We start from the raw sequence: 22354 nt of genomic DNA, 5'->3' as shown, positions 1-22354 counted from the left end.
CATGTATGGCTCTTAGATGAGCGATTTAAAGGAGGAAATGCCATGTCAACAGTACGTTTCGATTATTCTAACGCCCTGTCTTTCGTCGGGGAACACGAAGTCGATCAAATGCAAGAAACGGTGAAAGCACTCCATTCGGTCATCCACGACCGGAGCGGTGCCGGCAGCGATTTTCTAGGCTGGGTCGACCTTCCAACGAATTTTGATACGGATGAGTTCGCACGCATCAAAGCGGCCGCTGAACGAATCCGCGACAACTCGGACGTCCTCGTCGTCGTCGGAATCGGTGGGTCGTATCTCGGCGCTCGTGCAGCCATCGAGATGCTGCAACATTCATTCTTCAACGTGTTGTCAAAAGAGGAGCGTAACGCCCCACAAGTCTTCTTCGCGGGCCACAACATCTCGTCAACGTACATGACGGAGTTGCTTCAAGTACTCGAAGGCAAAGAAGTCTCAGTCAACGTCATCTCAAAATCGGGAACGACGACAGAGCCGGCAATTGCTTTCCGTGTCCTCAAGCAGTTCATGGAAGAGAAGTACGGCCAAGACGGCGCACGCGAGCGCATTTATGCGACGACAGACCGTGCCCGTGGCGCTTTGAAGACGCTCGCTGATGCAGAAGGTTACGAGACGTTCGTCATTCCGGACGATGTCGGTGGACGGTTCTCTGTCCTCACACCAGTCGGTTTGCTTCCAATCGCGGCGGCAGGCATCGATATCGATGCCCTCATGGAAGGTGCGCGTGACGCGGAAAATGCCTACAGTTCACCTGAACTTTCAGAGAACGAGGCGTACCAGTACGCGGTCGTCCGTAACGCCATGTATGCGAAAGGTAAATCGATCGAACTTCTCGTCAACTACGAGCCGGCACTCCACTATGTATCAGAGTGGTGGAAACAGCTTTACGGCGAGTCAGAAGGCAAAGACAACAAAGGGATCTTCCCGGCGGCAGTTGACTTCTCGACTGACCTCCACTCGATGGGACAATACATCCAAGAAGGTCGCCGCGACTTGTTCGAGACGGTCATCCGTGTCACGAACGTCCGTCACGCGTTGAACGTCCCTGAAGACGCACAAGACCTCGACGGCTTGAACTTCCTTGCCGGTGAGACGATCCAATTCGTCAACGACAAGGCGACGGAAGGAACGCTCCTCGCCCACACGGACGGAAACGTGCCGAACCTCGTCGTCGAATTGCCAGAGATGACGCCATATCATCTCGGCTACTTGTTCTACTTCTTCGAGAAGGCGTGCGCGATGAGCGGCTACATTCTCGGAGTCAACCCGTTCAACCAGCCAGGTGTTGAAGCATATAAAGCGAACATGTTCGCGTTGCTTGGAAAACCAGGTTACGAAGAACAAAAAGCTGAGCTTGAAAAGCGCTTAAACCAATGATTTGTTGTAGGTCCGCCTCGGCGGGCCTATTTTTTTGTTTGAAACTAGGGTGAGACAAGGTAAAGTGAGAGTAGACACGGGAAAGAAAGGGATGGACTATGTTGACATTCACGGACTACTATCACAATAAAGTCGAGTTGAGCTTCGAGCACTATCCATTTTCGGATACGCCGCTTCACGTCTGGGTCGTCGCCCGCTATGCGGACAAATGGGTGCTCACGAAGCATAAGCAGCGCGGACTCGAATTTCCGGGAGGGAAAGTCGAACCCGGAGAACACGAGGACGACGCGGCGATTCGGGAAGTGTACGAGGAGACGGGAGGCGTCGTCAAGACGCTCCATTATTTAGGGCAGTACCGGGTGCTCGGGCGTGGCGACACCGTCATCAAAAATATTTATTTTGCGGAGATCGAGCGGTTCGAGGATCATCCGGCCGTCGATGAGACCGATGGGGCCGTCTTGTTGGACATGTTACCGACGAACCTGCTCCGTAACGGCCGCTACAGTTTCATGATGAAAGATAAAGTGTTGCCCGAGACGATGAAAGTACTCCATGACAAAAAGTTGGTTTGATCGAGTCGACGTCCTGCCTCCTTATGCGGGATATCCCGTTCATCGAGGTTGGTACGAGACGAGTGACGGGGAAGAAGTCGTCGCCTACACGATCACTCCAAAACGCCCGAACGGCCAGGTGCTGTTTTATTTACGAGGCGGCACCGGGAGGATCGGTGACGTCCGGTTGCCTCGGCTGATGCAGTTCGCGGCGAAAGGGTTCCATGTCGTGGCGCCGGTCTATCGCGGGAACCACGGGGGGACCGGGAAAGAGGATTTCGGAGGCGCCGACTTAGAGGACGTCGTGTCTCTGTATGACCGCGTTAGCCGGACGCACGAGACGATCCACGCCCTCGGCTTTTCCCGGGGCGGCATGATGGCGTTGTCGCTCGCATCAAAACGTCCCGTCACGTCGGTCACGTCGTGGGCGGGTGTGACGAATTTGGAGTGGACGTATGAAGAACAGCGTTCGATGCGGAAGATGTTGCGCCGGATGACCGGGGGAGACCCGGAGGCGGTCCATGAGGCGTATGTCGAACGGTCTCCGCTCTTCAAAGACTGGCAGGCGCCGACGCTACTCATTCATGGGACGGACGACGAGCAAGTCCGGCTTCGTCATGCGACCGCCCTCGCCGACAAGATCGGTTCGCAAGCAGAGCTTTGGATCTTGCCGTTCGCCCATCAGCTCCCGTTCTGGGAAAAATGGAAGACGACGGACCGAGCGATGGATTGGATGTTGGCGATTGCAAGAAAAAAATGACTAGTACCCGAGCGGGGTACTAGTCATTTTGAGTTAGAAGACGATTGGGCCGGCCGCGATGACTTTCTCACTCGCTTTCGTGAATCGTTTAAAGTTTTGTTGGAACTTCAAGGCGAGCGCTCGCGCTTCGACATCGTAATGAGCCGTATCTTTCCAAGTGTCACGTGGGTTGAGCACGTCTTGTGGGACGCCATCGATATGGACCGGGATGTCGACGTTGAAGATGTCGTGCTTGACAGTGTCGACGTCACGCAATTGACCATTGATCGCGGCGTTCACCATGGCCCGTGTGTAGCTGAGCTTCATACGTGATCCTTCACCGTAAGCCCCGCCGGTCCAACCCGTGTTGACGAGGTAGACGTCGACGTTATGCTGTTCGATCAACTTACCGAGCATGTCGGCGTACCGTTCCGGGGCGAGCGGTAAGAACGGTGAGCCGAAGCAAGTCGAGAACGTTGCTTGTGGCTCGGTCACGCCGCGCTCCGTCCCGGCTAGTTTTGATGTGTAGCCAGATAGGAAGTGATACATCGCCTGCTCTTTCGTCAACTTGCTGATCGGCGGGAGCACCCCGTAAGCATCGGCCGTCAAGAAGACGATCGTGTTCGGGTGACCGGCCCGTGAAGGGAGCATCGCGTTATCGATGTATTGAATCGGATAAGCTGCTCGCGTATTTTCGGTGAGCGAGATGTTTTTGTAGTCGGGTGAGCGGTCTTCGTTCAAGATGACGTTTTCGATCAACGATCCGAAACGGATAGCGTCATAAATTTGCGGCTCGTTCTCACGCGACAAGTTGATCGTCTTGGCGTAGCAACCGCCTTCGATGTTGAAGATGCCGTCTGGTGACCAACCGTGTTCATCGTCACCGATGAGATGACGTTCCATATCGGCTGATAGCGTCGTCTTCCCCGTGCCCGATAGTCCGAAGAAGAGCGCCGTCTCTCCGGCGTCCGAGACGTTGGCCGAGCAATGCATCGACAAGACGTGCTGTTCAGGTAATAGGAAGTTCATGACCGAGAAAATCGATTTTTTAATTTCGCCGCCGTATTCTGTTCCCCCGATCAGAATGGTACGCTTGGCGAACGAGACGAGGATAAACGTTTCTGAGTTCGTCCCGTCAACTGCTGGGTCGGCCTTGTAGCTCGGTGCATAAATGACCGTGAACGGGTCAAATGCAGCTCTCGCTGGCCACTCACGCAAGAACAACTGCTTCGCGAACAAGCTGTGCCACGCGTACTCGGTGATGGCGCGTACAGGTAGCGTGTAGTGCTCGTCAGCTCCAGCCGAAGCTTCGAGATAATACAGCTTCTGTTTCGTCTCGAGATGAGTGAGGACTTTGTCGAGAAGAGCGGTGAACTTGTCTTCTGCGATCGGCTGATTGACCGGCCCCCAGTCCACTAACGAGTTGCTGACTTCATCTTTGACGACGAATTTGTCTTTCGGTGACCGCCCTGTGAATTTCCCTGTACTGACCGATAAAGCCCCGTCTTTCGTCAGTACGCCTTCACCGTTACGAATGGCTTCTTCCACCAGTTCTGGAACGGTTAAGTTCCGTAATACATCGGCACCCTTAATTAATTCTTCGATTTTCAGGAGCGTAGTCGCCATCCTGAGTCCCACCTTTCCCCTAAATAGATGTGGATGAAATCCGCATACTTCCGCGATTAATTAGTATGACACTTTTTATTATATGTGACACACTAATCAAAAACAAGCATTTCTTTACCCTTTAAAGTAAGCGCTTTCTTACAAAGACATTCTAACATATTCTGTATAAGCGGGGAGTGAAAAAACGGAAACCGTCAAAAAAATGTTTGATATTTCACAAACATAAATGATTTCCGTGATTACGAAGAAATTTACAAATTAAGCAGATACGCTTGACAGAACGGTATGGCATTTATATGATGGTGTTCGTAACGGATACTCTTATTCTGAGCGGTGGAGGGAACAAGGCCCTACGAAGCCCAGCAACCGTCCGATCCTGTAGTCTTTTTCGGAAAAGGTGCTATCCTGAAGCGAAGCGACAGCTTCGAACGATAAGAGGGTAAGGAAGAACGATTCAACCTTTCCCATTGAACGTGGCGAAAGGTTTTTTTCATTACCGTCCCAAAGCAACGCGTAAGGGGAACGAGTACCGTCCACACATCACCCTTATTAATAGGAGGTTTTTCGAAATGTCAAACTTGAACCGTCGACTTTTCACTTCGGAGTCCGTCACTGAAGGACATCCGGATAAAATTTGTGACCAAATCTCAGATGCGATTTTGGATGCAATTTTGGCTGAAGATCCAAACGCCCGCGTTGCGGCTGAGACGTCTGTCACGACAGGTCTCGTGCTCGTAGCTGGTGAAATCACGACATCGACTTACGTGGATATCCCGAAAGTTGTACGTGAAACTGTTCGTGAGATCGGCTACACGCGCGCCAAATATGGTTTTGACGCTGAGACTTGTGCTGTACTCACAGCAATCGACGAGCAGTCGGCAGACATCGCACTCGGTGTCGACCAAGCGCTCGAAGCTCGTGAAGGTCAAATGACTGACGAAGAAATCGATGCGATCGGTGCCGGTGACCAAGGCCTCATGTTCGGTTATGCAACGAACGAGACACCTGAACTCATGCCGCTCCCGATCTCACTCGCTCACAAATTGTCACGTCGCTTGGCAGAAGTCCGCAAAAACGGAACGCTCACTTACCTTCGTCCAGACGGTAAGACGCAAGTAACTGTCGAATACGACCAAGACAACAACCCGGTCCGTATCGATACGATCGTCATCTCGACGCAACACGCAGAAGACATCACGCTCGAGCAGATCCAAGCGGACCTTAAAGAACATGTGATCGAAGCAGTCATCCCGGCTGAACTCATCGACGCCGAGACAAAATACTTCATCAACCCGACTGGCCGTTTCGTCATCGGTGGACCACAAGGTGATGCAGGTCTCACAGGACGTAAAATCATCGTCGACACATACGGTGGATACGCTCGCCACGGCGGTGGTGCGTTCTCAGGTAAAGATCCTACAAAAGTTGACCGTTCGGCAGCATACGCGGCCCGCTACGTGGCGAAAAACCTCGTGGCAGCTGGACTTGCTGACAAAGCGGAAGTTCAACTTGCATACGCGATCGGTGTCGCACACCCGGTTTCAATCGCGGTGGACACGTTCGGCACTGGTAAATTGAGCGAGACTGAACTCGTTGAACTCATTCGTGAGAACTTCGACCTTCGTCCGGCCGGCATCATCAAGATGCTCGACCTTCGTCGCCCGATCTACAGACAGACAGCAGCTTACGGACACTTTGGTCGCACAGACGTTGAACTCCCATGGGAGCAGACGGACAAAGCGGCAGTGCTTGAAGAAGGCGCAAAACGTTTCGCATAAGCATAAAAAAACGACCTTTCGCGAGAAAGGTCGTTTTTATTATGCTTGTGGTTTATTTTCGTTTGTTGCGTTCTCGTTGCCGAGTGCCGTATCTTTCGCCTCGACGACTTTCTCACCAATATCTTGTAAATCTGATTTTGTTTCCTGGGCCGTCTCGACGACTTTGTTCACGTCTTCTTTGACCGTGTCGACTTCACCGACAACTTTTTCATAGACGTTTTGCACATCGGTCGACACTTCTTGAATCATACCCGACGCCGATTTCACTTGCTCGATGACTTGAGACGCTTTACCGGACGGATCTTCTTTGATCGTGTCGACGAGACCGCCGACAGACGACTTCGCATTCGTGAGCGACTGTTTCGTCGTCTCGCGGTTCGACGAGCTAAGTAGGGCGATCAGACCGCCGACGAGCGCACCGAGAAGCATTCCGGTCACGACGTTGATTCTAGGACCACCCGAGTTGGTTTGGTCGAATTGGCGATTCGGGTTGTTAGCGTTAGCTGCGTGCGGATCGTTTTGTAATGTTGGTTCCATGTCTAAACACTCCTTTGTAAGTTGGCATTGGTACTCATATACCCTAGTTAAAATAGAAAATAACGTTCTGCTTGATTTCGACACGAAAAAGTAATAGAAGAGCAGGATATTTTTTACGTGATGGGGAATGATAGTACTAGATTGGCCAAAAGGGGGAAGCTGTTATGAAGATGCGGGAAGCCGTACCAGAAGATGCCGCCACGATTCGAGATATCGCACTTGCGACCATCAGTGTGACAGATGACGTTCGGTCTAAGGTGATGGAGCGCGCCTATCAACAAGAAGAGATCGTCCGGGCCATCGGTTCGAGTGAAGAAGCGAAAGAACAGTTGTTCATCGTCGGTGAGGCCGAAGGAGACGTCATCGGGTTTTACCATGCGATCGACCGCGGTGATACGTGGGAAGTGCTTCGTCTCTATCTTCATCCGGCTCACCATCGCCAAGGACTTGGGGCGGAACTGCTGACACATCTCCAAGAGCGGAAAGCGCAGCCGATCGAGCTGTACGTCGAGAGTTCGAACGAGCAGGCGATCGCGTTCTTAAGCCACCAAGCGTTCACCGAACTGAACCGAATTCAAGAAGAAGTGTACGATCAACCGATGGAGCTCATCCATTTGCGTTACGACCCACGCTAAGACTCCAGACGGATTTTCTTTCAAACATCAGTCAGCGGCTGATGTTTTTTGTTAGAATTGATGAGACATACTAATAATGAGGTGACAGCATGACATATGAAGAAGAATCACGAAAAGGGGTCATCGTGATCGTTTACCCGTTGCAGTTCACGTCCCGACTCAGCGAAGCATTTTTGCAGCGACTCAGTGTCGACTATGAGGTGCTCGTCGTGACCGGACAGACGGTCGGACTAACGGCAGAAGACCATAAACAGCTGATCAAGAACACGCTACGGGAAGCGAGTCAGTCCAAACTACCGATTCACGTCATCGCCTTCAGTCTCGGGGCGCTCTTGACGAACCGCCTCCTGCAAGAGTACGACGTGCCGCTCGGGAGTTTGACATACATCTCCCCGCTCTTTGATTGGCATTCGTCCCGCCAAATCGGCGGGCTCAAGCAAGTCGTCGCCAGTGCGGTCGACCGGTTCCGCCCCGATTTGCCGCTCAGTATGATGACGTTCACCGGCGGCGGGGAAGAGTCATCTCGTTTCGGCGAGATCACATACGCGCAGTACCGCGAAATCGAAGAAGAGATCGTCGAGCATCAAGAGGAGAAGAAACATTTACCTCGCTTACCGCTCGCTTGCTTCTACGCGCCGGACGATCGTTTCGCCGACGTGAAGCTGACGTTGAACGTCTGCCGCAAAATCGGCGGCGACCAAGTCTACATCCGTCGACTCGAAGGGTTCCCGCACTTTGGCTATGAACGGTTGAACACAAAGTTCGCGGAGACGCTGTTAACGTTTTATGAATTGATTCGGGAATAAATAACAGGCGACTCGCGTGAGTCGCCTGTTTTCATGCCCATTTTTCGATCGCCACGATGAATGGCGGATGATTGATTTGGTTGACGAAACCGTAATGGAGGACGCCGGCTCGTTTTTGGTCGAGTGACTCGACGTACGTGAGCACCTCGTCCCGCTCGACTTTCCCGCTCTCATGGCCGTGGTAGATGACGACGACGATGATACCGCCGACGGCCATCACGTCGAGCAATTGCTCGAGGGCGTCGATCGTCGTGTTGCCGGTCGTTGTGATCGACTTGTCGCTCCCGGGCAAGTAGCCAAGATTGAAGACGGCCGCCGTGATCGGACGGGTTTCATCCGCGACGACCGCCTTGACCGTGTCGTGGCTGTCGTGGACGACCGAGACACGATCAAGCAGATCGGCGGCGGTGATGCGGTCTGTCGTCGCCTTGACTGCCGCCTCTTGGACGTCAAACGCGTAGACGTGGCCGCTGCCGACTCGTTCTGCTAGAAACAATGTATCGTGTCCGTTGCCGGCCGTCATATCGATGGCGACGGCACCGTCTGTAACGTGTTCACTTAATAGATACTTCGCGAACGGTAAAACTCTCATTAATCCCATAGATCTCATCCTTCTTTTTTCCTTGGAAGGAATCACGACGTTCCAACTCGGCGTTGATGGCGTTCAAGACGGCCATTTTGTGCCGGCTCCACGTCGGTCCGATCAATAAGTCGGGTGGACCGTCGCCCGTCAATCGATGAATCACGATTTCAGGCGGTAAGTACTCGAGCTGATCGCAGACGAGCGAAACGTATGTCGTCTCGTCCATGAGTTCGAGCAGCCCTAACTCGTATTGTCTGGCGAGCGGCGTCTGTTTTAAGACGTGGAGCAAATGGATCTTGATTCCTTGTATATCCATTTTAGCAACTTCTCGGGCCGTGTCGAGCATCATGTCTGGCGTTTCACCGGGAAGCCCGTTGATGATATGGACACAGACGGAAATGTTCCGGCTCCGCAGTTTCGCGAGACCATCGAGGAACGTCTTATAGTCGTGGCCCCGGTTGATCTTTTTCGCGGTTGAGTCATGGATCGTCTGCAGGCCGAGTTCGACCGTGAGCGACGTCCGCTCGTTCAACTCAGCGAGATAGTCGACGACGTCGTCTGGCAGACAGTCGGGTCGTGTCGCGATCGCGAGTCCGACGACGCCTTCTTCTGCGAGTGCCGGTTCGAACAGCTCACGCAAGCGCTCTACGGGTGCGTACGTGTTGCTGAACGCTTGGAAGTAGGCGATATACAACGCCTGCTTCCATTTCCGATGCAGACGGGCCGTGCCCTCGGCGAACTGGACCGGGATCGGATCACAGGCGTTGCCGGCAAAATCGCCGCTGCCGTCATCCGAACAGAACGTGCAGCCGCCTTTTGAGACGAGGCCGTCGCGGTTCGGACACGTGAAGCCGCCATCGAGCGGGACTTTGAACACTTTCTCGCCGAATTCGCGACGATATGCTTCATTTAATTTGTGGAATCTAGCTTGGCCAAACGGATTATTCAATGCTATCCTCTCCTTCCTTGCTCATGCTATCACAAGGTAGAGCTTGCTTTACTTCATAATAAGTAATTTTTCTTGACAGTTATGTAGCGTTCCGTTAGCTTGGAGAAGGACTCATCACAGATTCGGCCGTCGTGCCGGATTTTTTATCGTTTAAAGGAATGAAAGGAGTAACGGGTATGAACAATAAAATGCCGATTTCGGTATGGATTCTAGTCATTGCGATGGCGCTCAACACAACGGCGGCGTCTTTTTTATGGCCATTTAACACACTCTATATTAATGGATATTTAGGCGAGTCGATGACGCTCGCAGGTATTGCGCTGCTCGTCAACTCAGCGCTCGCGATCGCTGGTAACTATATCGGCGGGACGTTGTTCGACCGCATCGGCGGGAAGCGGACGCTCGTCATCTCGGTCGGGCTGTTGCTCGCGAGCTCGCTCGGCTTCTTATTGTTTCATGCCACGTTCTTCGGGTATTTGGCTTGGCTCGGTTTGATCGGGTTCTCGGGTGGGCTCGTCTTTCCGACCGTGTACGCGTTTGCCGGTTTGATCTGGCCTGAAGGCGGCCGGCGCTCGTTCAACGCGATCTACGTCGCCCAAAACGTCGGTGTCGCCCTCGGGACGGCGATGAGCGGTCAGATCGCGCGTATCAACATCGAGTGGATCTTCTATGCGAACTTCTTCTTGTCGGTCCTTTTCGTCGTTGTGCTGTTGTTCGGCCTGCGTTACTTGAAAAACCCGGGTCGTCCAATCGTCCAGTCTCAGCTCGAGGCCGCGGCGACGACGCTCTCTGGCGCGACGATGAAATCGCTGTGGTTTGTCGCCATCGGTTATGCCGCACTCTGGTTCGTCTACGTCCAGTGGCAAGGAACGATCGCCGTCCATTCGAAAGACCTCGGTGTGACGATCAGCCAATATTCACTGCTGTGGACGGTCAACGGAGCGTTGATCGTGTTCGCCCAACCGCTCCTCAACCGGGCGCTGCGCTACTTTGAAGACGATTTGAAGCGCCAACTCGTCGTCGGTGCCATCATCTTCCTCGCTGCTTTCATCATCGTCCCGTTCGCGGGAGGATTTACGATGTTCATGGTCGCGATGATCGTCATGACGATCGGTGAGATGTTTATCTGGCCGGCCGTTCCGACGATCGCCGCAAAACTTGCACCTCCAGGTAAAGCCGGACAGTTCCAAGGACTCGTCAACATCGCCGCGTCGGTCGGACGGATGATTGGACCGACGCTCTCAGGACTCACGTTCGATTTGCTCGGGATGAACGCTGTGTTTGGATTGCTGCTTCTACTCATTATCACAGCGCTGTTCTTCTTTATGAAAATCAGTTCGTTGAATCGTCAAACTTGATCCGAATGTCACATCGACCGCGTATCCAATTCGCATGAGGTATTGCAATCTCATGTAAAATTCAAGTAAAATATAGTCAGAGGATCCTTTCACATAATCGTTCCGTCGTTTCCTGTTTCTAGCCGATGAGGGGATGTACACCATGAACGAAGAAGTCAATTTACTCGTGCTCGCGACCCAATACATGTTTTGGGTCGGATTTGTCGGAATGGCCGCCGCGACACTCTATTTTTTAGTGGAACGAAACAGCCTTGACCCGGAATATCGTTCTGTCGCCACGGTCGCTGCCTTGGTCACGTTTGTCGCTGCCATTCATTACTATTTCATGAAGGACGCCGTTGGTGATTCGGGACTGTTGTCTGAGATCACAGGTTTTCCAACCGAGATTCGTTATATCGATTGGCTCGTGACGACACCGCTCTTGCTCGTGAAGTTCCCGCTTCTCCTCAATTTAAAGGGGAAGATGAAGTCGGGACTGCTGACGAAATTGATCGTCGCCGACATTATTATGATCGTCTCGGGATATCTTGGTGAATCATCGATCAACTTGAACGGCGGCTTCACGCAACTTGGATTGTGGGGCTATCTAGTCGGCTGTTTAGCATGGATCTATATCATCTACTTGCTGTTCACGAGTGTCACGAAAGCGGCGGAATCGTCGCCGGCACCGATCCGGAAAGCGCTGCTCAACATGCGCCTGTTCATCTTGATCGGTTGGGCGATTTACCCGATCGGTTACGCGGTCACGCTGTTCGCGACCGGGGTAGAGGTTCAGTTAGTGCGTGAGCTCATCTACAACGTCGCCGACTTGGTCAACAAGGTCGGATTCGGATTGATCGCTTTCTTCGCAGTGAAAACGATCTCGACGCTCAAACAAATTAAAACGTGATTGTAAGTTCACATTGACGTAGATTTTTATCTTGCGCTAGAATGAAGAGGTGAGATAAAAATTGCGTTGATAAGGAATAGTATCGTAGGGTCGATATTTTAGAGAGCCGGTGGTTGGTGTAAACCGGTATATGGACCGCGAGAACTCGCCTTGGAGCTGTTCGCCTGAACTAAAAGTAGGGTGAACCGAAGTTACGCCTCGTTACCGGCGTCTCAAGTGGCAGACATGCAACATGGGTGGTACCGCGGAGAGCTTTCAAGCCTTTCGTCCCATTTACCGGGGCGGAGGGCTTTTTATTATGCAGAGGAGGAAGAAATTTGAGCTATTTTAAACATCAAGACATCGAGCCGAAATGGCAAAAGCGTTGGGAAGAGAAAGATTCATTCCGGACGACGGAAGACCCGGACAAGGAATGTTTCTACGTCCTCGACATGTTCCCTTACCCGTCAGGAGCCGGACTTCACGTCGGTCACCCGGAAGGTTATACGGCGACAGATATCATCGCCCGTATGAAACGGATGCAAGGCTATAACGTCCTTCACCCGATCGGTTGGGACGCGTTCGGTCTTCCGGCCGAACAGTACGCCCTCGACACAGGGAACGACCCGCGCGAGTTCACGGAGCGTAACATCGGGACGTTCCGCCGTCAGTTGAAAGACCTCGGCTTCTCGTACGACTGGGACCGTGAGATCAGCACGACCGACCCGAAATACTACAAGTGGACGCAATGGATCTTCACGCAGCTCTATGAGCGTGGCCTTGCCTACGTCGACGAAGTGGCGGTCAACTGGTGTCCGGCCCTCGGTACGGTACTCGCTAACGAGGAAGTCATCGACGGATTGTCTGAGCGTGGGAACCACCCGGTCTACCGCGTCCCGATGAAACAGTGGGTGCTCCGCATTACGCATTACGCCGAGCGGTTGCTTGATGATTTAGAAACACTCGACTGGCCAGAGAGCGTCAAAGAGATGCAACGCAACTGGATCGGAAAATCGGTCGGCGCCGAAGTCGACTTTAAAGTCGACGGGCACGATAAAGTCGTGACCGTGTTCACGACGCGGCCTGATACTCTTTACGGAGCGACGTACGTCACACTCGCGCCGGAGCACCCGTTCGTCAAAGCGATTGCGACGCCGGAACAACTCGACGCGGTCGAAGCGTACGCGGAAGAAGTCTCGAAGAAGACCGACCTCGAACGGACCGATCTCGCCAAAGAGAAGACGGGTGTCTTCACGGGCGCTTACGCGGTCAACCCGGTCAACGGGGAAAAACTTCCGATCTGGATCGCTGACTATGTCTTGTCGACGTACGGCACGGGTGCGGTCATGGCCGTACCGGGCCACGATGAGCGAGACTATGAGTTCGCGAAGACGTTTGACCTCCCAATCCGCGAAGTCGTCAAAGGCGGTAACTTGGATGAGGCGGCTTACACGGAAGACGGCGAACATGTGAACTCAGGAGCGCTCGACGGTCTCAATAAAGTCGATGCCATCGCCAAAATCATCGAAGAACTCGAACTTGCCGGCACGGGCCGGGCGAAGACGACGTATCGTCTCCGTGACTGGTTGTTCAGCCGTCAACGCTATTGGGGCGAGCCGATCCCGATCGTTCATATGGAAGACGGGACGCTCAAGACGGTATCGATCGAAGAGCTTCCGCTCGAACTTCCGATCATCGATGAGATCAAGCCGTCAGGCACAGGCGAGTCACCACTCGCGAACGCAGACGAGTGGTTGACGTACACAGACCCGGTGACGGGTGAGAAGGGTCGTCGTGAGACGAACACGATGCCGCAATGGGCCGGCAGTTGCTGGTACTACATCCGCTACATCGATCCGCATAACGAAGACATGATCGCCGATCCTGAGAAGTTGAAGCGCTGGCTCCCGGTCGACTTGTACGTCGGTGGGACGGAGCACGCGGTCCTACACTTGCTCTACGCGCGTTTCTGGCACAAAGTGCTCTACGACATCGGGATCGTCCCGACGAACGAGCCGTTCCAAAAGCTCTACAACCAAGGTATGATTCTCGGTGAGAACAACGAGAAGATGTCGAAATCAAAAGGCAACGTCGTCAACCCGGACGATATCGTCAAATCACACGGTGCCGACACGCTTCGTCTCTATGAGATGTTCATGGGACCGCTTGATGCGGCCATCGCGTGGTCGACAAACGGCCTTGACGGGGCACGTCGCTTCCTCGACCGTGTCTGGCGTTTGTTCGAACAAGCGAAACTCGAAGACGTCGCTGCGACGGCCGACTTTGAGCGCACGTACCATCAGACTGTGAAAAAAGTGACGGAAGATTATGAGGCACTTCGCTTCAATACAGCGATCTCGCAACTCATGGTCTTCATCAACGAAGCGTACAAGCAAGACACGTTACCGAAGCAAGAGATGGTCAACTTCATCAAGATGCTCGCTCCGGTCGCACCACACTTGGCTGAAGAGTTGTGGGAGCGTCTCGGGATGGCAGAAGAGTTGACGTATGCGGCGTGGCCGACGTTTGACGAGTCGAAACTCGTCAGCGATACGATCGAGGTCGTCATCCAAGTGAACGGCAAGCTCCGGGCGAAGATGCACGTGACGCGCGACGCTTCAAAAGAAGCACTTGAGGCGGAGGCACTCGCGAACGAGCGTGTACAAGAGTTCACTGAAGGAAAAACGGTCCGTAAAGTGATCGTCGTCCCAGGTAAACTCGTTAACATCGTCGTAGGATAAGTTAAGGAATGTGTGACATTGTCACACGTTCCTTTCTTTTTGGGGATGCCGTTTTCTTTTTGAGGCGGTTTTGTTACACTAAAGGGCGACACTGAATATAAAGGGGACTAAGCGTCCATGAAACGATCTTACGTACTGTACACGACGTTGTTTGCGGTCGTGGTCGGCGTGATTCTTTGTTACGTGTTCGTTTTTTCAGACGAAGACATTCAAAGCCAAATCGCTGCGACATTTGAAAAGATTGAGATTCAAACGAGTCATCAAGCGACGTCGATGCCTCCGGTCGAGGCCTCGCCAGACGAAGAAGACATCGATACGACCGATGCGCTCGAACAAATACAGAATATTGACGAAGTTTACTATAGCGACACGATCGGGGCTTATTTGGTCTTGACGAAAGACAACGACTTCTTTGAAGTGAGCGGAAACGCGAATCGAGTGAACGCTTCGCTCAAGCTCGAGACCGAGAATCAATCGTTCCCGCTCGGTGACTTTATCGGGATGCGTATGATTGCAGAAGATAAAATTTATGCCGTCACATCGACCGGTGTCATCGTGACGATCGAGCGAGAAGAAGGACGTTGGATGGAGCGCGAACGAAAAGCAATCGGCGGGCTTGTTTCGACCGATCGGCTGTTCGGGCTCGGGTACGACCAAGAGACGGAACGGCTCATCATCATGAACCGCACGGCAGCGGCGCCGGATATCGAACTCATCTACGTTCAAGAACGGATTATGAAGGCGGAAACGCCGGATGAAGCCGAAGCGACACCGGATGAGGAAGCCGACCCAGCAACGGATGAACCGGCCCAATCGGCTGAAGAAACGATCGAGACGGATGCTGTCTCTCCGGAAGATGAGGCACTTCAAACAGAAGAAACAGAAGACGTCGAACCGTTGACGGAGTGGACGATTGAATCACGCAAGCCACTCACGACGGAAGGGATGAGCGCCTCGATTCAACAGAAGTTTGAGAAGTTCCGTGGGGTCGGTCTTGTCGAACGGCAAGGACGGATTTACGTCCTCGATTCGGAAGAACTCGTGTTATACACGATCAACCCAGGCGAAGGGACGATGAACGGTCAAATGGTGACGCCTCGCGTCTACGGTTCGACCGGCATGTTCCTGCAAGACAATGAAATTTTTGCAATCGTACGACCAGACGTGTTCGATCTTGACGCATTCGTCTCGGTCGACTGATAGGAGCGGATCAAATGAGTAAACGTTATTTTTATGAAGAAGTACGCCAGTTTCACGAAACGTTCGGTCACCCGGAAGCAAGCGTGCCGAGCCCGCTCGAACTTGACCGGGCCGTGAAACGGTCGGTCTGGACGGCAGAAGAAGCGGTCGTCGAATTTTTGCACCAGTCAGCCCGGACGGAAGACGAGTTTTTGCAAGCCGTCGCGACGTTCCAACAAGGGTTTGAGAAAGCCGTGCACAAATCGCTCCAAGAAGCGCCGCCGACGAACGACGTCGACCGGCTCGTCGGTCAAGGGGACGCGCTCACGGACGCACTCTATTTCGTGATGGGGAGTTTCGTCGAGCTCGGGCTAGACCCGGTGCCGCTGTTTGAAATCGTCCAGCGTGCCAACATGGCGAAACTCGGCCCGGACGGATTGCCGATCCTGCGCGCGTCAGACAATAAAGTCATGAAGCCTGAAGGGTGGATGCCACCGGAGCCGGAACTCGAGGCTGAGGTCCGTCGCCAAATGGCAGAAAAATAAGAGAGCGTGGTCACTAGGACCACGCTCTCAGGTTGTTGATGAACCAAATCGTAAAAAGCGATCTGGTTCATCTTTTTTTTATGTTCGAGGGCCTTAAGGCGCTCTGCCTAACATAAAATTGAAGTCGAGTCCGCAGTAGGCCGATAGGACGAGCGATATCACTCCTGTTAGTCCACGCTCTCTTTACGTTGTAGGCTGGAGTGTGGAGAATTCTGCCGCATGTGACCCGGCGCAGTGGCCGGTCGTGAAAGCGGCCGTAATGTTATAGCCGCCCGTGTATCCGTGAATGTCGAGCACCTCGCCGGCGAAGAACAAACCGTCTGCTTTTTTTGACATCATCGTCTGTGGGGCGATCTCTTTGACCGAGACACCACCGCCCGTGACGAACGCCTTGTCGAAGTCGAGCGTACCTGTCGCGTGCAGTTCGAACGTCTTGAGATGCGTCGCGAAATCGATGACTGATTGCCGTTTCAACTGGCTCGCGTCCTCTTCGCCGAAAGCGAGTTCAGCCAAGAGGAGGTCGAGCATCCGTTCCGGGATGAACCCTTTCCAGACGTTTTTGACGGCGCGTTTCGGCTGAGCTTGGACTTGGTTCCACAACTCTTGAACGAGCTCGTCGCGCGCCATGTCTGGGAACAAGTCGAGTGACAGTGCGACGACCCGTTCTTTGCTGCGCTTGCGTTCTTTGATCGTATATTGGCTGCATCTGAGTGCGATCGGACCCGAGATACCGAAGTGGGTGAAGATCATGTCGCCGCGGTGCGTCTTGATCGGCTTACCTTTTTTACCGTGCACGGTGAGGGCGACGTCACGAAGCGATAGCCCTTGCAACTGTTTCGTCCCGATGAACGAATCGTTCAAGAGGATCGGCACTTCGGTCGGGAACAGCTCGGTGATCGTGTGCCCCGCTTTCTCGGCCCACGGGTAACCGTCGCCTGTCGAGCCGGTGTGGGGGACGGATTGTCCGCCGACGGCGATGACGCAAGCTTTGGCCTCGATCCGTTCCCCGTCTTCTAGCTCGACCGCCTCGAACTCATTTGCTTCATTAAAATGGAGCGTCTTCACTTTCGCGTTCTTCCGAATCTCGACACCGAGCGAATCAATCGCGCGGAGGAGCGTGTTGACGACGTCCTGGGCCTTGTCCGTCACCGGGAACATCCGGCCGTTGTCTTCTTCTTTCAACGGGATGCCGAAGCCCGTGAACAAATCGATGATGGACTGATTATCGAACTGGGCGAGGGCGCTGTACAAAAAGCGGCCGTTCCCAGGAATGAACTGAATCAACTCGTCGACCGGTTTCCGGTTCGTGACGTTACAACGCCCGCCGCCGGAAATGGCGAGCTTGCGTCCGAGCTTAGAACCTTTATCAATCAGGAGCGTGTTCGCCCCGGCTTTTGCGGCTGCATAGGTCGCCATCAGGCCGCTTGGGCCTCCTCCGATGACGATGACATCTTTCATCATAGTATCCCTCGTTTCTGTTTCAAATCCTCGTTTCTGTTTCAAATCGACACGTAAAATTATCGTAACTTTATTATCCGCAACAGTAAGAGTATAATGAGAAACGGTCGTTTTGTAAAACTAGGACATTTCAAACGTTGTATGAATAGATGGAGGTATCTCATGTCATCAAGCGTCAAACAAGATTCAGGACGAGAATCCTTCGTCAAAGGAACGCTGCTCTTATCAGCCGGGAACTTGATTTCCCGTGCGCTCGGACTGCTGTACACGTTCCCGTTCCAAGCGATGGTCGGGATTGCCGGTGTTACGTTATACCAAGCGGCATATACGTATTATGCGCTCATGATCGCCATCTCGACGGCAGGGATCCCGGTTGCCGTCTCAAAATTCATCGCCAAGTATAACGCGCTCGGCGAGTATGGGACGAGTCAACGGCTGTTCCGGCAAGGGATGAAGCTGATGCTCGTGACCGGTGTCGTCGCCTTTTTCTTACTCTTCTTTGCCGCTCCGTGGTTATCGGAGCTCATGGTCCGCAATTCGGAAAATAATCAACAGTATATCGACTCGCTCACGCTCGTCACAAGAAGCGTCAGTTTTGCGCTCTTGCTCATCCCGGCGATGAGTATGGTCCGTGGTTATTTTCAGGGACATCAAGATATGGCCCCGACGGCCATCTCACAAGTCATTGAACAAATCGTACGCATCATGTTCTTGCTCAGCGGAACGATGCTCGTCTTGTTCGTCTTCTCAGACTCGGAACTCGTCCGTCCGCTCGCTGACACGCTCGGCGGAACGGCGGCGGTCGAGACGACGGAACTGAATGGATTGAAAGTGCTCGCCGTGACGATCGCGACGTTCAGCGCGTTCATCGGTGCGATCGGGAGTATCGCCGTCCTCGCGATGTACTGGCGCAAGCGAAAAGACATTCATCGACAGACCGACAACCCTGAAGGGACGCCGGTCCGTTCGATGAAATCGCTCTTGCTCGAATTGCTCAGTTACTCGATTCCGATCGTCATGGTCGGCTTGTCGACACCGCTCTACCAGTTCGTCGATCAGTTGACGATGGTCAACACGCTGCTCAACGCTGGGAAATCGGTGGCTGAGGCGACGTCGGCGTTCGGTTTTTTGACCGGTAACGCCCACAAGATCGTTTTGATCCCGGTATCGATCGCGGCTAGTGTGTCGATGGCGACGATTCCACTCGTCACCCGATCGTTCACACACGGGGACATGGATAAAGTCCGCAATCAAGTCAATCATATTTTCCAAGTATCGTTCTTCGTGACGATTCCAGCCGTCATCGGACTCGTCGCGCTCTCAGAGCCTTTGTTTGGGACGCTCTTCCCGGGTGACCGGGAAGGGTGGGTCTACTTGCTCCATTACGCACCGAGTGCATTCTTCCTCGCCTATTACTCGGTCGCTGCGGCAATTTTGCAAGGGATCAATAAACAATACTTCACGATTTTCGCGACAGCGATGGGGCTCTTGACGAAAGTCGTCTTGAACGTCCCGTTCGTATACGCGCTCGGCGGCATCGGGGCCGGGTATGCGACGATTGCCGGATACATCGTGGCGATCATCCTCATGGTGTGGAAGATTCAGCGGGCACTTCAGTTTCCATATAAACAACTGTTACGTCGCACGATCCTCATGTTTGCGATGGGTGCGGCGATGTTCGTTGCGGTGTATGGGTCGTTGTTCGTCACGCTGAATGACCAACCGAGTTGGAGCAATGACATCGTCGCGACCGTCGTCGGCTTCGGGATCGGGCTCGTCGTGTATGGCTATCTCGGATGGAGAAGCCACTTGGCCGGGAAACTGTTAGGAAAACGATTCCAATATCGGAGGAAAAATAATGCGAATTGATAAGTTGTTAGCCAATATGGGCTATGGTTCACGTAAAGACGTGAAACTGTTATTAAAACAGGGAGCGGTTCGAATCAACGACCAACCTGTGAAAGATGCGAAACGTCACGTCGACACGGACAGTGAGCCGGTCACCGTGCTCGGTGAGCCGGTCGAGTACCGTCCGTTCGTCTACTTGATGATGAATAAGCCGGCTGGTGTCATCAGTGCGACCGAGGACAAAGTCGAGTCGACGGTCATCGAATTGATCGACCCGGCTTACGCCCATTACGAGCTGTTTCCTGTCGGTCGTCTCGACAAAGATACGACGGGCCTGCTGCTCATCACGAACGATGGCGCGTTCAACCACGCCCTCATGTCACCGCGTAAACACGTCGACAAGGTGTATATCGCCGAAGTCGACGGTGAGATGACGGTCGAGGACATCCGCACGTTCGCAGAAGGAGTCGCTCTCGAGGACGGATACACGACGAAACCGGCGCGTCTTGAAGTGCTCAGTCAGACGGGCCAAAAATCGGTCGTCCGCCTGACGTTGTCGGAAGGGAAGTATCATCAGGTCAAGCGGATGATCGCTGCGGTCGGCAAGCACGTCGAACAGCTCGAACGTGTCCAAATTGGACCGCTCGAACTCGATGAATCGTTACAGCCTGGTGAATACCGTGAACTGACCGAAGCAGAAGTCGAACAGTTTTTGTCATGAATCAGGGGTAAAAAGTGAGACCGGATGTCAGAAAGGCATCCGGTCTCATTTTTTATGCAAAAAAAGAGGCCCCGCTCGCGGAACCCCTTGTAATTATATTCAATTTGCCGTCTTCAGTGAACGTTTCGATGACGTCCACGTGCCGCGACTCGGACTTTCTACAAGATTGTTGTATTCAAGTACGTTCAAATCACGCTGGACAGTGCGTGATGTGATGCCGAACTCTTCTACTAGTTCTGAAGTGGTAACGCAATCCCTTTCGTTGATAAATAAATAAATCGACTTAATACGGGTTAGCATACGATCTGTTGAACCTTTCATTGGATGACCTCCCAATGCGTAGAATGGTGAAAGACGAAACCGACGGACGACGAATGAAATATGAAATTGTTATTTTTTAAAATTACATCTTAAGTATAACGCTCCTAAACAGAAAAGCAAGAAAAAAGAACGAACGATTTCAATGTAAAGAACATGTTATGAACGTAAATATCGAATGAACGAACTGTAAATCATCGGTTATAGAGCTTAAAGACGAACGAAAAATTATTTTCGAAATAAATGTTCGTCTTTCTGACATTTGGATATACTAATAAGGGAGAGAACATTCGCAAAGGGGAGATTGACATGAACTGGAGACAAGAAGTCGACTTACGAAAAGATGCGTTTTTAAACGATCTTAAAGGATTACTTACAATTCCGAGCGTGTTAAACGAATCGAAAACAGGACCGAACGAGCCGTTCGGCCCAGAAGTCCGTCAAGCGCTCGACTATATGCTCGAGCTAGGTCAACGTGATGGCTTTATCACAAAGGATGTCGACGGATATGCGGGACATTTAGAATACGGCGAAGGTGAAGAACTCGTCGGCATCTTGTGCCATCTCGATGTCGTACCGGCCGGGGACGGGTGGACATATGGGGCGTTCAACCCGACAATCACCGACGGCAAAATTTTTGCACGCGGCAGCAATGACGATAAAGGACCGACGATGGCTGCCTATTACGGACTGCGGATCGTCAAAGAGCTCGGTTTGCCACTATCGAAACGGGTCCGTCTCATTGCGGGCTGTGACGAAGAGAGCGAGTGGCGTTGCGTACGTGAGTACTTCAAACAAGAAGAGATGCCGACGTATGGGTTTGCGCCTGACGCCGATTTCCCGATCATCAACGCCGAGAAAGGTCTATACGATGGCGTGCTCAAGCAACTTCCGATCCAGCACGGCACGGGAACGAAACATCACCTCGTCTCGTTCATCAGCGGGGAACGCCCGAACATGGTGCCAGACGTTGCGACAGCGGTGTTGAAAACGAATGAAGTGCTCGAAGACCAATTCGAGGCGTATCTCGAGAAGTATGAAGCGGACGGGACGTGTGTTTTTGAAGAAGGGATGTACACGTTCACAATAAAAGGCGTCGCGGCCCACGCGATGGAACCAGACAACGGGGTGAACGCGGCCTACGTGCTCGCAGGCTTCCTGCTCACGCTCGCGCTCGATATTCAAGGTGAGCGCTACATCGAGTTCGTCCGTCACGTCTTTGCGGACTCACGCGGCATCTCGCTCGGTATTGAAGCGAGCGACGAGACCGGGGATTTGACGATCAACGGTGGCGTCTTCCGCTACAACGACACGGAGCGAATGGCGACGGTCAACATCCGTTACCCGTATACGGCAAAGTTCACGGAACGTCTGCAAAACTTGAAAGAAATCGCGTTGTCATTCGGTTTCGAATTGACGACAAAACACCATATGCCGCCACACCACGTTTCGGAAGACCATCCGCTCGTGACAACATTAGCAGGCGTCTATGAGCGCCAAACTGGTGAATCAGCGCACCTGATGGCAATCGGAGGCGGTACGTATGCCCGCTCGCTCGAAGCCGGCGTCGCGTTCGGCGCGTTGTTCCCGGGAGCGAAAGATGTCGCCCATCAGGTCGACGAGTATATGGAAGTTGAAGATTTATTACGTGCGGCCGCAATCTATGCGGAAGCAATTTACGAGCTCGCTAAATAATAACCTTTGAGAGCTGACTGCATC

The 22354-nt window shown here is 52.9% G+C and carries 20 protein-coding genes, 1 riboswitch and 1 other annotated feature; of the genes, 14 read left to right on the top strand and 6 right to left on the bottom strand.

All coding sequences use genetic code 11. The features are described from left to right. Positions 1–42 precede the first annotated feature (42 nt). The 3 genes from EVJ20_RS05960 (at position 43) to EVJ20_RS05950 (ending at position 2706) form a co-directional block, all read left to right on the top strand. Positions 43–1395: a glucose-6-phosphate isomerase gene (locus EVJ20_RS05960; RefSeq protein WP_131463882.1), complete on the top strand. Its 1353-nt coding sequence runs from the start codon at positions 43–45 to the stop codon at positions 1393–1395. Positions 1396–1493: 98 nt separating this feature from the next. Beyond that, on the top strand, positions 1494–1967 hold the full coding sequence (gene ytkD / locus EVJ20_RS05955) for an RNA deprotection pyrophosphohydrolase (RefSeq protein WP_131507268.1): 474 nt from the start codon (positions 1494–1496) through the stop codon (positions 1965–1967). Continuing rightward, positions 1948–2706 carry an alpha/beta hydrolase family protein gene (locus EVJ20_RS05950; protein WP_131463878.1) on the top strand — a complete coding sequence of 253 codons (759 nt, stop codon included), beginning with the start codon at positions 1948–1950 and terminating at the stop codon, positions 2704–2706. Before ytkD ends, EVJ20_RS05950 begins: the two co-directional genes overlap by 20 nt. Positions 2707–2739: 33 nt before the next feature. Here the strand turns inward: EVJ20_RS05950 and pckA are convergent, their stop codons facing one another. Beyond that, positions 2740–4311, bottom strand: a complete 1572-nt coding sequence (gene pckA, locus EVJ20_RS05945) for a phosphoenolpyruvate carboxykinase (ATP) (RefSeq protein ID WP_131507266.1) — start codon at positions 4309–4311, stop codon at positions 2740–2742. 318 nt (positions 4312–4629) lie between these two features. After that, a riboswitch (SAM riboswitch) is annotated at positions 4630–4749 on the top strand. Positions 4750–4880: 131 nt separating this feature from the next. Here pckA and metK point away from each other — a divergent pair. After that, positions 4881–6089, top strand: coding sequence for a methionine adenosyltransferase (gene metK, locus EVJ20_RS05940; RefSeq protein ID WP_070329402.1), 1209 nt, complete (start codon positions 4881–4883; stop codon positions 6087–6089). Between the two features lie 39 nt (positions 6090–6128). Here the strand turns inward: metK and EVJ20_RS05935 are convergent, their stop codons facing one another. Continuing rightward, positions 6129–6626 carry a YtxH domain-containing protein gene (locus tag EVJ20_RS05935; protein ID WP_131507264.1) on the bottom strand — a complete coding sequence of 166 codons (498 nt, stop codon included), beginning with the start codon at positions 6624–6626 and terminating at the stop codon, positions 6129–6131. A 164-nt stretch (positions 6627–6790) separates the two neighbouring features. Here EVJ20_RS05935 and EVJ20_RS05930 point away from each other — a divergent pair, with 164 nt between their 5' ends. Further along, on the top strand, positions 6791–7261 hold the full coding sequence (locus EVJ20_RS05930) for a GNAT family N-acetyltransferase (RefSeq protein WP_071397869.1): 471 nt from the start codon (positions 6791–6793) through the stop codon (positions 7259–7261). Positions 7262–7350: 89 nt separating this feature from the next. Then, positions 7351–8067, top strand: coding sequence for an alpha/beta hydrolase (locus EVJ20_RS05925; protein ID WP_070329405.1), 717 nt, complete (start codon positions 7351–7353; stop codon positions 8065–8067). Between the two features lie 31 nt (positions 8068–8098). Here EVJ20_RS05925 and EVJ20_RS05920 read toward each other — a convergent pair whose 3' ends face one another. Both EVJ20_RS05920 and EVJ20_RS05915 read right to left on the bottom strand, forming a co-directional pair. After that, entirely contained in the window at positions 8099–8668 is a 570-nt protein-coding gene (locus EVJ20_RS05920; protein ID WP_131507262.1) for a class I SAM-dependent methyltransferase, read from the bottom strand. Beyond that, the gene (locus EVJ20_RS05915) at positions 8622–9599 is read right to left on the bottom strand and encodes a TIGR01212 family radical SAM protein (RefSeq protein ID WP_131507260.1); all 978 of its coding nucleotides are present in this window, start codon (positions 9597–9599) and stop codon (positions 8622–8624) included. Before EVJ20_RS05915 ends, EVJ20_RS05920 begins: the two co-directional genes overlap by 47 nt. Positions 9600–9775: 176 nt before the next feature. On the opposite strand from EVJ20_RS05915, the gene EVJ20_RS05910 reads away from it, so the two are divergent. The 5 genes from EVJ20_RS05910 (at position 9776) to EVJ20_RS05890 (ending at position 16290) form a co-directional block, all read left to right on the top strand. Next, positions 9776–10957, top strand: coding sequence for an MDR family MFS transporter (locus EVJ20_RS05910; RefSeq protein WP_131490423.1), 1182 nt, complete (start codon positions 9776–9778; stop codon positions 10955–10957). A 142-nt stretch (positions 10958–11099) separates the two neighbouring features. After that, complete coding sequence (locus EVJ20_RS05905) at positions 11100–11846, top strand: bacteriorhodopsin-like (protein WP_131490422.1); 747 nt, start codon at positions 11100–11102, stop codon at positions 11844–11846. Positions 11847–11903: 57 nt separating this feature from the next. Further along, positions 11904–12121 (top strand) — a binding site (T-box leader). Positions 12122–12163: 42 nt separating this feature from the next. Further along, complete coding sequence (gene leuS, locus EVJ20_RS05900) at positions 12164–14566, top strand: leucine--tRNA ligase (RefSeq protein WP_131507258.1); 2403 nt, start codon at positions 12164–12166, stop codon at positions 14564–14566. A 117-nt stretch (positions 14567–14683) separates the two neighbouring features. Beyond that, positions 14684–15766 (top strand): hypothetical protein, encoded by a 1083-nt coding sequence (locus EVJ20_RS05895; protein WP_131507256.1) that lies wholly within the window; start codon positions 14684–14686, stop codon positions 15764–15766. Positions 15767–15780: 14 nt separating this feature from the next. Further along, complete coding sequence (locus EVJ20_RS05890; protein WP_131441468.1) at positions 15781–16290, top strand: hypothetical protein; 510 nt, start codon at positions 15781–15783, stop codon at positions 16288–16290. Between the two features lie 183 nt (positions 16291–16473). On the opposite strand, the gene EVJ20_RS05885 is transcribed toward EVJ20_RS05890, so the two are convergent. Next, a complete protein-coding gene (locus EVJ20_RS05885; protein WP_131507254.1) occupies positions 16474–17751 on the bottom strand; it encodes an NAD(P)/FAD-dependent oxidoreductase in 1278 nt (425 codons plus the stop codon). Positions 17752–17910: 159 nt separating this feature from the next. Between EVJ20_RS05885 and EVJ20_RS05880 the strand changes: the two genes are divergently transcribed. Together EVJ20_RS05880 and EVJ20_RS05875 are read left to right on the top strand one after the other, a co-directional pair. After that, complete coding sequence (locus EVJ20_RS05880) at positions 17911–19617, top strand: putative polysaccharide biosynthesis protein (protein WP_131490418.1); 1707 nt, start codon at positions 17911–17913, stop codon at positions 19615–19617. After that, a complete protein-coding gene (locus EVJ20_RS05875; protein ID WP_131490417.1) occupies positions 19607–20317 on the top strand; it encodes a pseudouridine synthase in 711 nt (236 codons plus the stop codon). Before EVJ20_RS05880 ends, EVJ20_RS05875 begins: the two co-directional genes overlap by 11 nt. Positions 20318–20416: 99 nt before the next feature. Here EVJ20_RS05875 and EVJ20_RS05870 read toward each other — a convergent pair whose 3' ends face one another. Beyond that, positions 20417–20638 (bottom strand): DeoR family transcriptional regulator, encoded by a 222-nt coding sequence (locus EVJ20_RS05870; RefSeq protein WP_083274163.1) that lies wholly within the window; start codon positions 20636–20638, stop codon positions 20417–20419. A gap of 306 nt (positions 20639–20944) precedes the next feature. On the opposite strand from EVJ20_RS05870, the gene pepV reads away from it, so the two are divergent. Next, entirely contained in the window at positions 20945–22330 is a 1386-nt protein-coding gene (gene pepV, locus EVJ20_RS05865) for a dipeptidase PepV (protein ID WP_131463862.1), read from the top strand. Positions 22331–22354 lie beyond the last annotated feature (24 nt).

The organism is Exiguobacterium sp. SH0S1, assembly GCF_004337165.1.
GTDB lineage: Bacteria > Bacillota > Bacilli > Exiguobacteriales > Exiguobacteriaceae > Exiguobacterium > Exiguobacterium aurantiacum_A.
Note: the sequence above shows the minus strand (reverse complement) of the source record. Positions and strands in the feature narration are given on the sequence as shown.

Coding starts and splice junctions, on each gene's coding strand:
- EVJ20_RS05910 (WP_131490423.1), top strand. CDS start 9,776: ATGAACAATAAAATGCCGATTTCGGTATGGATTCTAGTCATTGCGATG.
- EVJ20_RS05960 (WP_131463882.1), top strand. CDS start 43: ATGTCAACAGTACGTTTCGATTATTCTAACGCCCTGTCTTTCGTCGGG.
- EVJ20_RS05920 (WP_131507262.1), bottom strand. CDS start 8,668: ATGGGATTAATGAGAGTTTTACCGTTCGCGAAGTATCTATTAAGTGAA.
- pepV (WP_131463862.1), top strand. CDS start 20,945: ATGAACTGGAGACAAGAAGTCGACTTACGAAAAGATGCGTTTTTAAAC.
- EVJ20_RS05880 (WP_131490418.1), top strand. CDS start 17,911: ATGTCATCAAGCGTCAAACAAGATTCAGGACGAGAATCCTTCGTCAAA.
- EVJ20_RS05935 (WP_131507264.1), bottom strand. CDS start 6,626: ATGGAACCAACATTACAAAACGATCCGCACGCAGCTAACGCTAACAAC.
- EVJ20_RS05890 (WP_131441468.1), top strand. CDS start 15,781: ATGAGTAAACGTTATTTTTATGAAGAAGTACGCCAGTTTCACGAAACG.
- EVJ20_RS05885 (WP_131507254.1), bottom strand. CDS start 17,751: ATGATGAAAGATGTCATCGTCATCGGAGGAGGCCCAAGCGGCCTGATG.
- pckA (WP_131507266.1), bottom strand. CDS start 4,311: ATGGCGACTACGCTCCTGAAAATCGAAGAATTAATTAAGGGTGCCGAT.
- EVJ20_RS05950 (WP_131463878.1), top strand. CDS start 1,948: ATGACAAAAAGTTGGTTTGATCGAGTCGACGTCCTGCCTCCTTATGCG.
- EVJ20_RS05930 (WP_071397869.1), top strand. CDS start 6,791: ATGAAGATGCGGGAAGCCGTACCAGAAGATGCCGCCACGATTCGAGAT.
- EVJ20_RS05895 (WP_131507256.1), top strand. CDS start 14,684: ATGAAACGATCTTACGTACTGTACACGACGTTGTTTGCGGTCGTGGTC.
- EVJ20_RS05875 (WP_131490417.1), top strand. CDS start 19,607: ATGCGAATTGATAAGTTGTTAGCCAATATGGGCTATGGTTCACGTAAA.
- EVJ20_RS05870 (WP_083274163.1), bottom strand. CDS start 20,638: ATGAAAGGTTCAACAGATCGTATGCTAACCCGTATTAAGTCGATTTAT.
- EVJ20_RS05925 (WP_070329405.1), top strand. CDS start 7,351: ATGACATATGAAGAAGAATCACGAAAAGGGGTCATCGTGATCGTTTAC.
- ytkD (WP_131507268.1), top strand. CDS start 1,494: ATGTTGACATTCACGGACTACTATCACAATAAAGTCGAGTTGAGCTTC.
- metK (WP_070329402.1), top strand. CDS start 4,881: ATGTCAAACTTGAACCGTCGACTTTTCACTTCGGAGTCCGTCACTGAA.
- EVJ20_RS05905 (WP_131490422.1), top strand. CDS start 11,100: ATGAACGAAGAAGTCAATTTACTCGTGCTCGCGACCCAATACATGTTT.